At 40.9% G+C, this 14,690-nt stretch carries 10 protein-coding genes; 5 read left to right on the forward strand and 5 right to left on the reverse strand.

The window, feature by feature from the left end; genetic code table 11:
• From KDU71_RS21000 to KDU71_RS21015, 4 genes are all read left to right on the forward strand, one after another.
• Positions 1-6,126 (forward strand): Ig-like domain-containing protein (locus KDU71_RS21000; RefSeq protein ID WP_212193086.1); only part of this gene is annotated, 6,126 nt, incomplete at its 5' end.
• 10 nt (positions 6,127-6,136) lie between these two features.
• Positions 6,137-7,120, forward strand: coding sequence for a PorP/SprF family type IX secretion system membrane protein (locus KDU71_RS21005; RefSeq protein ID WP_212193087.1), 984 nt, complete (start codon positions 6,137-6,139; stop codon positions 7,118-7,120).
• Between the two features lies 1 nt (position 7,121).
• Positions 7,122-8,627 (forward strand): PD40 domain-containing protein, encoded by a 1,506-nt coding sequence (locus KDU71_RS21010; protein ID WP_212193088.1) that lies wholly within the window; start codon positions 7,122-7,124, stop codon positions 8,625-8,627.
• A gap of 37 nt (positions 8,628-8,664) precedes the next feature.
• Positions 8,665-9,558 carry a radical SAM protein gene (locus KDU71_RS21015; protein WP_212193089.1) on the forward strand — a complete coding sequence of 298 codons (894 nt, stop codon included), beginning with the start codon at positions 8,665-8,667 and terminating at the stop codon, positions 9,556-9,558.
• A gap of 9 nt (positions 9,559-9,567) precedes the next feature.
• Here the strand turns inward: KDU71_RS21015 and KDU71_RS21020 are convergent, their stop codons facing one another.
• From KDU71_RS21020 to KDU71_RS21030, 3 genes are all read right to left on the reverse strand, one after another.
• Positions 9,568-10,719 carry an MFS transporter gene (locus tag KDU71_RS21020; protein ID WP_212193090.1) on the reverse strand — a complete coding sequence of 384 codons (1,152 nt, stop codon included), beginning with the start codon at positions 10,717-10,719 and terminating at the stop codon, positions 9,568-9,570.
• A gap of 75 nt (positions 10,720-10,794) precedes the next feature.
• Positions 10,795-11,169 (reverse strand): DUF3127 domain-containing protein, encoded by a 375-nt coding sequence (locus KDU71_RS21025; protein ID WP_212193091.1) that lies wholly within the window; start codon positions 11,167-11,169, stop codon positions 10,795-10,797.
• Positions 11,170-11,180: 11 nt separating this feature from the next.
• On the reverse strand, positions 11,181-11,636 hold the full coding sequence (locus tag KDU71_RS21030) for a peptidylprolyl isomerase (protein WP_212193092.1): 456 nt from the start codon (positions 11,634-11,636) through the stop codon (positions 11,181-11,183).
• A gap of 432 nt (positions 11,637-12,068) precedes the next feature.
• Here KDU71_RS21030 and KDU71_RS21035 point away from each other — a divergent pair, with 432 nt between their 5' ends.
• Positions 12,069-12,695, forward strand: a complete 627-nt coding sequence (locus KDU71_RS21035; RefSeq protein WP_212193093.1) for a hypothetical protein — start codon at positions 12,069-12,071, stop codon at positions 12,693-12,695.
• A 55-nt stretch (positions 12,696-12,750) separates the two neighbouring features.
• On the opposite strand, the gene KDU71_RS21040 is transcribed toward KDU71_RS21035, so the two are convergent.
• Positions 12,751-13,755: a PorP/SprF family type IX secretion system membrane protein gene (locus KDU71_RS21040; RefSeq protein WP_317195179.1), complete on the reverse strand. Its 1,005-nt coding sequence runs from the start codon at positions 13,753-13,755 to the stop codon at positions 12,751-12,753.
• Positions 13,742-14,647, reverse strand: coding sequence for an Ig-like domain-containing protein (locus KDU71_RS21045; protein WP_212193095.1), 906 nt, complete (start codon positions 14,645-14,647; stop codon positions 13,742-13,744). Before KDU71_RS21045 ends, KDU71_RS21040 begins: the two co-directional genes overlap by 14 nt.
• Positions 14,648-14,690 lie beyond the last annotated feature (43 nt).

Consider the following 14,690-nt stretch of genomic DNA (forward strand, 5'->3'; position numbering starts at 1 on the left):
TCCGACAGTTTCACTTATACCGTTAATGACAACAACGGAGTAACATCAAATACCGCAACTGTTAACATTACCATTACGCCTCAGAACGATCCGCCTACAGCGGCTGATGACAGCAACAGCGGTACAGAAGATAATCCTGTTTCGGTTAATGTAACCTCCAACGATTTGGATACTGATGGCACAATTGACCCTGCTACTGTAGATCTTAATCCGACACTGGCCAACAGGCAAACAACATACAGCAGCACAAATGGTGAATGGTCGGTTAATAACAGTGGAATGGTTACATTCACGCCCAATGCCAACTGGAATGGCACTGAATCAATTACCTATGTGGTAGCCGATAACAATGGTCTTTTCTCTAACCAGGCTACCATTGAAATAACAATTACTGCCGTAAACGATGCACCCACAGCATTTAATGACAGCAACAGCGGTCTCGAAGACAACCCCGTTTCTGTAAATGTAACCTCCAATGATTCGGACATCGATGGCACAATCAATATAGCGTCTGTCGATCTTAATCCATCGCTGGCCAACAGGCAAACCACATATAGCAGTACCAACGGAGAGTGGACCGTGGATAACAGTGGAATTGTCACATTCACACCAAACACCAACTGGAACGGCACAGAATCAATCACCTATGTGGTGGCCGATAACGGTGGGCTTTTCTCCAATCAGGCAACTATTCAGATAACTATTTCTGCTGACAACGATGGACCTGTTTTTACATCAAGCCCTGTAACTACTGCCACCGAAGATGCACTATACACATATAATATTACAGCCACAGATGTGGATGGACAGCCTATAAACTTTGCCATCACGACTAATCCTGGTTGGCTGTCATTAGATGATAACGGTGATGGAACAGCCACCCTATCAGGTACGCCTATCAATGACTATGTTGGCAATAATGGTGTAGTGATTTCTGTATCGGACGGAACTGCAAACACAACACAAGCCTTTACTATTAATGTAGTAAACACAAATGATGCGCCTGTTTTTACTTCAACAGCAACAACAGCAGCCAACGAAGATGAGTTATACACATATAACGTCGTTACTAATGATGTGGATGGACAAACACCATCAATCACGCTTACCACCAATCCTGGTTGGTTATCATTAGATGATAACGGCGATGGAACGGCCACCTTATCGGGTACACCTACCAATGATCATGTTGGCAACAATAGCGTTACCCTCACAGCATCCGATGGCATAACCAGTACCGAACAAAATTTTACCATCTCAGTAAGTAATGTGAATGATTCTCCGGTATTCACATCAAATCCGCCTACATCGGCAACAGAAGATGCTCCTTATAGCTACGATGTGATAGCTACCGATGTTGACTTGGGTGAAACACCATCATTTACTTTAACGACCAATCCTGGCTGGTTAACCATAAATGACAATGGCGATGGAACAGCCACGCTAACTGGTACACCAACCAATGAATATGTTGGCAATAACAATGTGACTATTACCGCATCAGATGGAACAGCGAATGTCCAGCAACCCTTTATAATCAATGTAATTAATACAAATGATGCGCCTGTTTTTACAGCATTCAATCCGCCTGCTACAATTGCACAAGGAACACTCTACGATTACACAATAACCACCAGTGACGATGATGGAGATATTCCTGATTTATCAATGCAGCAAGGGCCTGCCTGGCTTAATTTTGTTGATGAGAATGATGGAACAGCCACATTATTTGGCACTCCTTCTAACAGTGACGTAGGCTCTTACACCATCATCATCAGGGCCGATGATGGAACAACAACCACCGATGAATCATTTGATATTACTGTGACTAATGTAAACGACGATCCTGAATTTACATCTACAGCCATTCTTTCGGTTAATGAAGATGAAGAATATAACTACCCAATTATTGTAACAGACCCGGATAGTGATGCAATTACGTTAACAGCACCCACCAAACCAGATTGGCTGACATTTACTGATAATACTGACGGTACCGGATCGCTTATCGGAACTCCTACCAACGCTAACGTTGGAACACACAATGTTATTTTAATAGCAGAGGATCCTAACGGAGGCGGAGACATCCAGAACTTTAATATCACAGTGGTGAATGTGAATGATGCACCTGTTATCTCCAATATTTCACGATCAACACCAGAAAATGTTGCAATAACTATTACATTGAGTGGCTTCGCCAGCGATGATGACAACAACCTCGATATCTCGTCTCTGATAGTTGTCGATCAACCTGTTTCAGGTTCTGTATCTATTAATGCGACATCAGGCGATGTAACCTACACACCTAATGCCGGTTTTGCTGGCAATGATAGTTTTACACTGCAAATAAGTGATACTGATGGCGCCACCAGTAATGTAGGTTCTGTGCAAATACAAGTATCAAACGAAGCCCCCAACGCTGTTGATGATGCATTTACAATTGATGAAGATACGCCATCAAACTTCACTATTTTGGCAAATGATACCGATCCTCAAAACAATATTGATCCATCTTCAGTCACTATCATTACACAGGTAAGCAATGGTACGCTAACTGTTAATGCAAACGGAACAGTTGATTACACCCCAAATAGCAACTACAATGGCTCTGATGCCTTTGCCTATGAAGTTAGTGACACAGATGGCTATACCGATCAAGCTTCGGTGAATATAACCATTACGGCAGTTAATGATGCACCAAACCTAGCGGCTGATAGTTATACCATAAATGAAGATACGCCAATTGACATGAATGTGTTGGGCAATGACAGTGATGTGGAAAACAGCGTAGAACCAAGCTCCATACAAATCGAAGCTTCTGCTACAAATGGGACTGTAACTATTAATGGTGACTATACCATCCGCTATGAACCTAATTTAAATTTTAATGGCAGTGATAGCTTTAGTTATTCAGCTGCTGATGCTGATGGCTTGCGTAGTCAGGCAAATGTTGAAATTACCATCACACCAGCCAATGATGCACCTGTATTTACCTCATCACCTTTAGAGGAAGCTACTCAGGATGCGCCATACAACTACTCTATTACCACCAACGATGTCGATGGTGACACACCAACCATTGATGCTGTTTTTAGCGCCTCCTGGTTGAGTTTTACCGATAATGGGAATGGAACAGCTACTTTAAGTGGCACGCCAACAAATGACGACATTAATGTTTATCCAATAGAAATTACAGTGAGTGATGGTACATTAAGCAATACTCAATCATTTAGCATTAGCGTTAACAATGCCAACGATGCACCCGTATTCACCTCCACACCGGTTGAGTCAGCTACAGAAGATACTCCTTATACCTATAATGTATCGGCCAGTGATATTGATGTTGGTGAAATACCAGTTTTTACAATGGAAAGTGGTCCTACCTGGTTAACACTAACTGATAATACTGATGGTACAGCCGTATTGACAGGCACACCACTAAATGAGCATGTGGGCACCCATAATGTAACATTAAGAGCTGCCGATGCTGCAACATATGCTGAACAAACATTTACAGTTACTGTTACCAACACAAATGATGCACCGGTATTTACATCTTCACCAATAATTACAATTGATGAGGATACAGAGTACGATTATAGCATTACCTGCAGCGACGATGATGGCAATGCAATAAGCATCCAGGGTGTTGTAATACCAACTTGGCTAACATTTACTGACAATGGCAATGGAAGTGCCTCATTAACCGGCACACCAACTAACAGTCAGGTCGGCCAACATGCTGTAAGCCTGAGTGTGAGTGATGGTACGGCCACAACATCCCAAAATTTCACCATTGAAGTAGTTAATGTCAACGATGCACCAGTATTATCTGATGCCAACTATTCAACACCTGAAAATACGCCTGTATCAATATTATTTGTAGATATCAGCGAGGATGTGGACGGTAATATTGATGCAACATCCTTAAGAGTTGTTCAGCAGCCGAATGATGGCTCGGTAAGCATTGATCCGTCCTCTGGCAACATGACTTACACGCCTGAAGATGGTTTCTCCGGCACCGATCGATTCACTGTCCGTGTTAACGACACCGATGGAGCTAACAGTAATATCGCTTCAATTGAAATACTTGTTTCAAACGAGGCACCTAACGCTGTTAACGACAGTTATACAACCGATGAAGACACACCTGTAGTTTGTGATGTACTGGAGAATGATATTGATCCTCAGGATAATATATTAGCAAATACATTATCAATTACTAACCAACCTACCAAAGGAGTAGTTAGCGTTAACGGCTCCAACGGAACTATTACCTATACACCAAACGCCAACGAAAACGGCGCAGACAGTTTCACCTATGAGGTGTGTGACGCTGATGGTTATTGCGATCAGGCCACTGTTAGTATGAATATAAACCCGGTTAATGATCCTCCGGTTATCAATGGTGACAGCTATGTGTTAAATGAAGATCAGAGTATGGATTTACCAATATTGGATAACGATACTGATATTGATAGCGAAATAAATCCTGCTTCATTGGCCATTACAAGTGATGCTACTAATGGAACTTTAACCATCAATTCAAACTCAATAACCTACACGCCTAATCAGGACTACAATGGCAATGATAGTTTTAGTTATTCGGTAGCCGACGAACAAGGTTTAAGCGGAGAAGCAACTGTTAACCTGACTATTAATCCGGTAAACGATCGGCCTATTGCCATGGACGATGAAGGCGAAACGTCTGATGTAGCCTCCATTGTGATTAACGTTGCTGCAAATGATATTGATGTGGATAATAACCTGAATCTGGCCTCCATCATGATTACCAGGGCGCCTGATCATGGAACTGCAACGGTAAACGGCTCAACCGGTAATGTTACTTATATACCTGATTTAAATTACTATGGTGCTGACACCTATCAATACCAGATATGTGACACCGATGGGGAATGCTCAACTGCAACTGTCAGATTAACTGTAAGAACCGGAAATGCTCAACCCATTGCCGATCCGATCTATAAAGTGGTTGGTGAAGATGGTGTATTAACAAACATAAGACCATTGGAAAGTGTGATTGATCCCAATGGCAACCTTGATAACGGAAGCCTAACCATCGAAGTTGAACCTCAACATGGCGAAGTAACGCTTCAGAACGAAATTGTCACTTATAAACCCTTTGAGAACTATTATGGTAATGACACGATTGTATACAGTATCTGCGATTTAGGCGAACCTCCTTTATGCGATCAGGATACCATCTTTATCAGAGTACTCAGCGTTAATGATGCGCCAGTTGCCAGCGATTACATACTGGAAGCAACAGAAGGAACGCCGGCCTCTGTTAATCTGGCAGAATTAGGCACCGACATTGAGATGGATGAGCTGACCATAGCATTACCAGATGATCTACCGGGCATCCCGGGCATTTTATCTATTATTGATGAAACGACTCTGGAGTTCACCGCCAATATTGGTAGCTTGTGCTCTACTTTTAATGTTGATTACATATTACTTGACAGCAATGGAGGGAAGGACACAGCTGAAGTGGTTATAAAAGTACTACCCATCGATTCGGATGGAGATAATATACCAGATGCCACCGAAAACAGTGAGCTCAACAACCTTGATTCGGATAATGATGGCATCCCTGATTACCTGGATGAAGATTCGGATAACGATGGCATAACTGACCTGATCGAAGGCAATATCAATGACCTTTGTAATGATGTACCGCAAGACACAGATAACGACGGTACTCCTGATTACCTGGATGAAGATTCGGATAATGACCTTGTTTCGGATCTTGATGAAGGATACGATGACTGCGATAATGATGGCATACCTAATGCTATTGATAGCTTTGACAATTGCACCAGCAGAGCATTAAATATTCCTGAAGTATTTGTCCCTGGCAGTTCTGTTAAAGAACAACAGCATTTTACCATTAAAGGCGCCGAGGCTTTAGTTGGCGACGAACTGTTTGTTTTTAACCGTTGGGGCGGGCAAGTTTACTACAGTGCTGACTATGACAACACATGGCGTGGACTTTCATCGTCGAGTATGTTAGGAAGTGAAGAACTACCTGAAGGCACCTATTTCTATGTTTACAAAACAAAAGAAGGCCAAGTAATTAAAGGAACAGTTTACATTAAGCGATAAAACAGATACCATGACAATTATTTCCATAAATAATAAAGAGGCATCGCTTAGTCGACGCAATATCACGAAATACGCAGGGCTTGTTGCTGCAGTAATGCTTTTATGGCTCCCTAATTTGGCAAAAGCGCAGCAAGATCCTATGTATACGCAATACATGTTCAATACATTGGCTTACAATCCTGCCTATGCTGGTTCCCGGGAAGTACTAAGCCTGATGGCCTTATCGCGCCATCAGTGGGTAGGTTTTGAAGGTGCTCCATCAACACAAACACTTACGGCTCACTCTTCAGTAGGTAATAATGTGGGACTTGGCTTTACTGTTATGCACGACAGGCTTGACCCAACCACCCAAAGTGGTGTATATTTCGATTATGCCTACCGCATCAGAACCTCTGCAAAAGGCAAACTATCCTTTGGTATAAAAGGTGGATTTAACTTCTACCAGAATCGAATCTCATCATTGAGTACAGGTCGTGTTGATGAAGATCCCAGTTTATTGGGCAGTGATTATTCAAAGCTTTTGCCCAACTTTGGGTTTGGTCTATTCTATTATACCGACAAATTCTACCTGGGTGCTTCTATCCCCAAACTGCTGGAAAATAAACTGGCAGATGGCGACATTGAAGTGCTAGGCACAAGTGGTAAAGAAAACCGGCACTACTTCATTACCAGTGGATATGTTTTTGATCTGAGCAATAGCCTGAAGTTCAAGCCGAGCATATTGGCACGCTTTACACAGGCAGCTCCAATGTCAATGGATATTAACCTCAACCTTTTATACAACGAAAAATTCTGGTTCGGTGGTTTTTATCGCCTCAATGATGCATTTGGCGCCATCGTACAATACCAGTTTAACCAACAGTTTAAAGTGGGTTATGGATACGACATGACAACATCGGAACTTAGTAAATACAATAATGGTACACACGAAATAATGCTGCTTTATGAATTCAATTTCACAAAAGAGAAAGTACAGCACCCAAGATATTTTTAATATGAGGTATTTAACACTGATACTAATAATTAGTTTCACACAGTTTTCACTTGCCCAGTCAAAAGAACTGGAAAAAGCAGATGAACTCTTTCATTGTTTCAATTACACGAAAGCCATTGAATCCTACATGAAACTGTTGGATGAGGGTCAACATGCCTATTACTGCACAAAAAAAATAGCCGAGTCATACGCCAAACTGCATGATAGCTCCGAAGCCATTCAATGGTATAAAAAGTGTATTGATTTTCCTGATTTTGAATCAGATATATATCTGAGACTGGGACAAGAGCTATTAAAAGAGGGACAACAGGAGGAAGCTTATCGTTTTTTTCAGGATTATTATAAACAGAAGGAACTGCCACACCAGCTCATGTCCATATCATTATTGGACTATTACGATGATATTCTGCGCGATTCCACCCGCTATCAAATCATTCCACTCACCATTAACACAAAATACGATGAGTTTGGACCTGCATTATATAACGATGAGATGGTTTTTACATCCAATCGCCCCATAAAGAGTATATCAAGGCACAAGGATGTACAAACAGGTCAATCATTTTTCAACCTTTATTTAGTGGATAAAACAAGCCCTAATGCCGAGTTATTCAGTAAAGAGTTACAATCAAAATATAATGATGGCCCTTTGTGCTTTTCGAATGATATGCAAACGGCATACATCACTCGTAATACAAGCTCATCCAACAAGCACATAAACACCTTAGATGTCTTTGTTTCGAGAAAAGAAGGTGATAAATGGTCGAAAAACTTGCGCCGCTTGCCCATCCGCAAAGGCAATTATTCGGTTGCACATGCCTTTCTTTCCGTTGATGGCAAATATATCTTTTTTGCTTCTGACATGCCGGGAGGGTATGGAGGTATGGACTTATACGCTTGTGAAATAAAAAATGGATTCCTCACACAACCTGTCAACCTCGGCCCCAGAATTAACACCCCTGGCAATGAAATATTCCCATTTGCCGATAAAAACGGAACCATTTACTTTGCTTCTGACATGCATCCGGGTTTAGGTGGCTATGATTTATTTTTTTCAAAACTTATCGAGAATGAATACACAACACCATTCAATCTTGGCTACCCGGTTAATAGTAAGGCTGATGACTTTAGTTTAGTAATTAGCAGTAACAATCAATTAGGCTTTTTTGCATCCAACCGTGAGGGAGGTGTAGGTGGCGATGACATTTATGCCTTACAACTCATTCAACCGCTTGATTTTTGTATTATTAACGCCAAAATAATGAGTGAGGTTGATTCAACCTTACTGTCAAATGCGTTGATTGATATCATCGAACTGGAATCAGGGCTTAAAATGACGCTTAAAACTGATCGCTCCGGGCAGTTTGAATGTTATTTGAAAAAAGATAAAAAATATTCATTTCAGGTACGTCGGAAACTTTATACTGACTTTAAGGGAGTTCTGAGTCCCGAGGAATTGGGAAGGTATGATATATTGAAGCTAAACATTGCGCTTAAAGAAAAGTAGGTCTTTTCAAGCCGTCTATTTTATTACTTTTGCGGCGATGAATGAATCGTTTTTAGTCTATCACGAGCCCGTATTTCGTCCTCCTTCGGAGGCAAATTCAGTTATACTACAGGTAACGCATGGTTGCAAATGGAATAAGTGTACATTTTGTGAAATGTACACCAGCAAGCATTACTCTGTAAAGCCATTGAGCACCATCAAAAAAGAGATCAGGATATTAGCAGAAATACATCCGTCTGCCAAGCGTTTATTTATTGGCGATGGAGATCTGTTTACAGTGGAATTTTCGCTGATCATGAAAATTCTGGATTGTATCAAAAAAGGCCTGCCAACGATTCAAAGAATTTCTGCGTACGCTTCATCCAGAGCACTGGCTGCTTATAGTCTTGAGCAACTAGAAGCTATGGAGGCTGCCGGACTTGACTTGCTCTACATTGGGCTGGAATCGGGTGATGATGATGTGCTGAAATTGATGAATAAAGGCACAACTGCTGCCCAGCAGGCTGAAGCCTGTAAAACAGCCAAAAAAGCAGGCATCAAAATCTCAGTGATGATTCTGAATGGGCTCGGCGGCAAAGTTTACACCCAACAACATGCCATTAATTCGGCTAAATTGCTTAATATTATTCAGCCCGATATATTAGCCCTGCTGGTAATATCATTCCCTTACGGATATAATCACTTTCAAGCGCGGGTTAAAGGGTACTTTGAACCGCTATCTCAATTAGAGATGCTTAAAGAAATGCGTCTTTTATTGAGTCATCTGGAACTGGAAAGCACTGTTTTCAGAAGTGATCACGCCTCAAATTACCTGGTTTTTAAAGGTGGATTAAATCGCGACAAAGACAAGTTTATTCAGCAGTTGGATCATATTATTGAGCACACAATACATGTCCCCAGCCCTCACCTGAATGAAACTAGGGAGTTATAAACGATCATTTTATTTTTTCGGCAAAAACAACACAACAGGTACCGATAAGAAAGCGAAAGCACCAACAATTTTATAGGTCAGTTCAAGGCTCAGGTAATCACCCATCAGACCAACCAGAAGCACCATTACTGCGCCAATAAGAAAGGTAGTTGTCATAAAAACAGCATTGACAAAGCTGCTATGCTCTGTTTTGTATTCATTCACAATGGCCAGAAATACAGGCCCGGTGGCAAATAAAAACAAGCCTGTGGCAATTAAAGCTATTATCTGCAGCCAACCAGTGGTGTTTAAAAAAGTAAAAAATAATACTGGTGCACCAATTGTAGCTATCAAAAGCATATTACGACGTCCTATTTTATCAGATATAGTGCCGGCAAAGAAAGTACCAATTACACCGGCCCCTTGCAAGATGGACAGTGCAATACCAGCAAACCACAATGACTCGCCCCTGGATTTAAGAAATACCGGCAGGTAAAAAGTTAAGGCTGATTTCATGGCAGCCCTGAAAAAAAGAATAAGTGCAATACTGACGATTAAGGGAAAGAAACTCTTAAAAGTCTTTAGGTAGGCTAATCCATTACCGCTGTTTACATTTTCGGCTATGGAAATATTTCTTAATCTAAAATATAGTAAAGTGGAAGCCAGAATACCTGTTGGAATAAAATAAGTTACCCCCTGCATACCCCATAATTCAACAGCACCAAGTACAGCTACCGGACCTGCCGAGCGCGCCAGTTCACCTCCAACCATATAAAAACTCATGCCCATTCCAATGCGGTCGCCTGACACTTTACGCATCATTACCGGCGATGGGACATGAAAAAACGAGCTGCTGATTCCGCTAATTAATACCAGTAATACCAATGTTAATTTATCGGGAGCTACCGGCACCAGACTCATAGCAATAGCCGTGATTGCAGGTGTGAAAATGACAAAATACCGGGCTTTGGTGCGCTCTGCCAATACTCCTACCAAAGGATTGAGCAAGGTGGGCAGGCGCTGCACCACCGACAAAAAACCCGCAAACGTTAAGCTAATGCCCATTGTATCGCGCAACAAAGGCAATAATGGCGCTAAAAAGGCCGTGTATATATCGTGAAAAAAATGAGCTACAGCAATCAGGCTCACCTTACCAAGCTGAAACTTACCGGGCTTATGCATAAATACTACTTTTAAATTTCAGGCATTACGACTGCAAAAAAAATCCTGAGCACCAGGCCCAGGATTTCTGTCTTGTTAAAACGGAAGATCTTCTTCGGGACCTGCCGGAGGTATATCAGCCTCGTTAAAAGATGGAGCTGGAGCGTCTGGCGGCAACGCGGCCTCTTCCTTCTCAATGCGCCAAGCTTCCAGGTTAGAAAAGTAATTCACTCTGCCATCCTTTTCCCACTTGCGGCCTCTGATATTAAAACTTACTTTAATATTATCACCCACCTGTAATGGATCCAATAAGTTACATCTATCTTGTGTTAGCTGAAACTTAATAAAATCATTCCAGTCGGAGTTACGCTCATTCACCACCTCGATCACAAACTCACGTTTTTTAAAGCTGGCACTGATATCTTGCGTGTCTTCTTTTACAATAATGTTTCCTGAAATTTCAAAATTCATTCTATGGGGTTCTATTCGTTAACAACAATTTTAATTATTTCATCACCCTGACGGATGTCGTCAATCACATCCAATCCTTCCACTACCTTGCCAAAACAGGTATGCTGACGATCCAGGTGCTGCGTATTTTCACGACCATGACAGATAAAAAACTGAGAGCCACCTGTGTTACGCCCGGCATGAGCCATTGACAATACGCCTCTGTCATGATACTGATTATCACCATCCAGCTCACAGTCAATACTGTATCCGGGACCTCCAGTACCAGCTCGTCGGCTATTGATATCACGCGAATGAGGACATCCTCCCTGAATCACAAAATCAGGAATCACACGATGAAATCTTAATCCATCGTAAAATCCTTCTTTGGCCAGTTTTACAAAGTTATCTACTGTATTAGGGGCATCTTTCTCATAAAACTCAACTTTCATTATGCCCTTTTCGGTATGAATTTCTGCTGTTTTCATCTGCTTTATTTTTTTACTTTGCTTATAGAATGAGGCTTTGCCGGAACTGCTTAATTATTAAGTTGCCAAGCACCATGGCTAAACTAACTAATAACTACTTAGCTGATATTTACCGAAGAAATAAACTCGCATTCTTATATCAAGCAAAAGTAGATAAATAGTTGAAGCATCACAACTGATTTATTTGAATTTGTATCCAAGTTACCTGCAAAGCCCTCTTTTATTTTTAAATCACCTTCTTGTTAAAAAACCATCACTTATTATTTGTAATCGCAGTGTTCATTTTCGTACATCACTTTGTTTCAGGATCGGTCAAATATAAAAGACCTCCAAATCCTTAATTCGTTTTATATATCTGGTTTTGTGCGCTTTGTGCTTCTTGGCACATCGATTGATATACTTCTAGCGTTGTTAAATATTAAATTAATTGTCATGAAAACTACAAACAAACTATTCAGCCTGAAGTCTATCACAAGTGTATTCGTTGTAACCGTATTAATGTCTCTTAATATCACTGCTCAACCTTTCTTTGATGAAGTACTCGACAACGAAGCTCAATTGACTGTTGAAGAGTGGATGACCGATTTAAATTCGTTTACTACTGAAGAATATCTGGAAACAGAAGAATGGATGACTGATTTAGATAACTATTTAAATGAAGAGCCTGAAGTGTTAATGGTAGAAGCCTGGATGACTGACCTGAATTCATTTTCAAGCGATGATTACGATTTAGTGGTTGAGAACTGGATGACAGACATCAATAGCTACTCAATTGAAGAACCAGAACTATTGGTTGTAGAACAGTGGATGACAGACCTGAACTCATTCACAACCCAGGAAGAAGCTCCTTTATCTGTTGAAATGTGGATGACTTGCTTAGATGAATTCAATGAAGATTTAGATAGCAACGTTTATGCCAACGCTGAAGAAACACTTGAAGTTGAAGTATGGATGACAGATTTGACCGCATTCGGTAAAGTACCAGCCAGCGAAATTAAAGGAATCAAATCGATTGAATTTGACAACACCTGCCCAATTTTGATTGCTCTGAAAAACTAGAGTTTGTTTCATGACAATTCACATATTTCATGCCGGCGCAAGTCGGCATTTTTTATTAGAAATACCTGATTGACTGAACCGCCTTATCCTCCTTTTTAGTCACCTTTTTCTTATTAAATCGCCTGTCACGATTCCGCTTAATCAGCTTATCACTATCAAAGGTTAATGATACTTCATGACTACCCACTCCAAAATTAACCTTATCACCAACGGCAAAATCATAAGAATAACCAACAGCCAGCGTTTCGGTCACCTGCACATTTAATAATGCAGCCAAGGTATTGTTCAGCCGATAAGAAGCACCTATCCAAAACAGGTTTTTATACATCATCTGCATGTTAACATCAAAAGAACTTGTAGCAGAAGGTCGGTATCGCCCAAGCAATGACGGCTTCAAAATCACCTCCTTACTAACACTAAATGCATATCCTGAAGCAATGTAGGCACTTGTCACCTGCTCCAGAACAACACCACCAGTCTCTTCAAGGCTTAAGCGGCTATTGAGAATTTTAGGAACAGATACACCAAAATAAAACTGTGGCGAATAAATAAATATACCAGCCCCAAAATTGGGTTTAAAAGCATTATCCAGGTTATTCTGAAAACTTGGATCGTTGTCCTCAATCACATCCAAATCCCTTAATCCGACATTGTAATGATTGACCTGTGCACTGATGCCCAGAGATATAAACATCTGATGATTTAATCTTAACAGATAACTGTAAGCTGCAGTTAGTTCATTGTGCTGCACCGGACCACTCTGGTAGTGCAGCACACTTGCTCCTACCGATGCCATGCGCTTATTAAGTGGTGAATGCATATTAATCGCATAGGTTGTTGGCGCATTACGAATACCCATCCACTGCTGACGCGACAGCGCATTAATGCTAAAGGCATTTCGCACCCCTGCATATGCCGGATTAATCATCAACTGGGAGTTCATATACTGTGAGGATATCAAATCGCTTTGGGCAAACAGGCAACATGGCAGCAATAAGCATGATAAGAAGACCATACAATGCGTTATCCGGCAATATTTAATTCTACTATTTAGCCACATACACAAAACCGGTTATCTTTTTATCAACACCCTCAACAGCTATTATATAATAATAGGTGCCGGCCGGAACCAATTGCCCCTTTTTAGAGCCCTTATTGGCTATCCCATTCCAATCATTCTGATAAGAAGTATTCTCATAAACAATACCACCCCATGAGTCGACAACAGTAATACTAATGCCCTGGTAAGTTGAGAAATCTGGAATATAAAAGGTATCATTTAATCCATCCCCATTGGGTGAGAAGCCCTCTGGAATATAAAAGTCGATATCGCCCCCATGCTGAACGTAGAAAATTATACGGGCCTGACTGCAGTCATTATCAACATCGCATATCACATAATCGAGTGAATCTTTTCCAACAAAACGCCGCTCAAACTCAACCTCCAGCATATTATCACTATTAAGAAAATAGGTTCCCTGATACAGTTCACCCAAAATAGTGACAGTAATTGGCTCATCCCCTTCGATGATATCGTTGCCCATAAAATCAACCACAACAGAGTTGCCATGCAGGTAGGTTACTGTATCATTGATAGCTTCAGGCTGAAAATCAACATCCTCAATTTCAACAAAAACCGTTGCCTCATCACAATTGCCATCTGTATTACAAACTTTATAAATAAAATCATCACTGCCCACAAACGAGCGGTTAGGAATGAACGTTATCGTATTATCTGCTTCTACAACAGCTGTTCCGTGCTCAGCTTCCACAACTATAGTCAGGCTACTCACACCTTTCTCCAGGCCGAAATCATTGTTTAAAACGGGAATATTTACAGCGCTATTTTCAAATCCCTTGATTTTATCATCATTGGCATATACAATATCCTGCCCTTTCGATTGAAAGCAGATGATAAAAAGGAATATAAATATGATTGAGCATGTGCGCATGAAGCTTTATTCTAGGATTCTCAGTCATCAAAAATAGCATTAT

The sequence above is a fragment of the Carboxylicivirga sediminis genome (assembly GCF_018156225.1).
Classification (GTDB): Bacteria; Bacteroidota; Bacteroidia; order Bacteroidales; family Marinilabiliaceae; genus Carboxylicivirga; species Carboxylicivirga sediminis.

Coding starts and splice junctions, on each gene's coding strand:
- KDU71_RS21005 (WP_212193087.1), top strand. CDS start 6,137: ATGACAATTATTTCCATAAATAATAAAGAGGCATCGCTTAGTCGACGC.
- KDU71_RS21010 (WP_212193088.1), top strand. CDS start 7,122: ATGAGGTATTTAACACTGATACTAATAATTAGTTTCACACAGTTTTCA.
- KDU71_RS21015 (WP_212193089.1), top strand. CDS start 8,665: ATGAATGAATCGTTTTTAGTCTATCACGAGCCCGTATTTCGTCCTCCT.
- KDU71_RS21020 (WP_212193090.1), bottom strand. CDS start 10,719: ATGCATAAGCCCGGTAAGTTTCAGCTTGGTAAGGTGAGCCTGATTGCT.
- KDU71_RS21025 (WP_212193091.1), bottom strand. CDS start 11,169: ATGAATTTTGAAATTTCAGGAAACATTATTGTAAAAGAAGACACGCAA.
- KDU71_RS21030 (WP_212193092.1), bottom strand. CDS start 11,636: ATGAAAACAGCAGAAATTCATACCGAAAAGGGCATAATGAAAGTTGAG.
- KDU71_RS21035 (WP_212193093.1), top strand. CDS start 12,069: ATGAAAACTACAAACAAACTATTCAGCCTGAAGTCTATCACAAGTGTA.
- KDU71_RS21040 (WP_317195179.1), bottom strand. CDS start 13,755: ATGTGGCTAAATAGTAGAATTAAATATTGCCGGATAACGCATTGTATG.
- KDU71_RS21045 (WP_212193095.1), bottom strand. CDS start 14,647: ATGCGCACATGCTCAATCATATTTATATTCCTTTTTATCATCTGCTTT.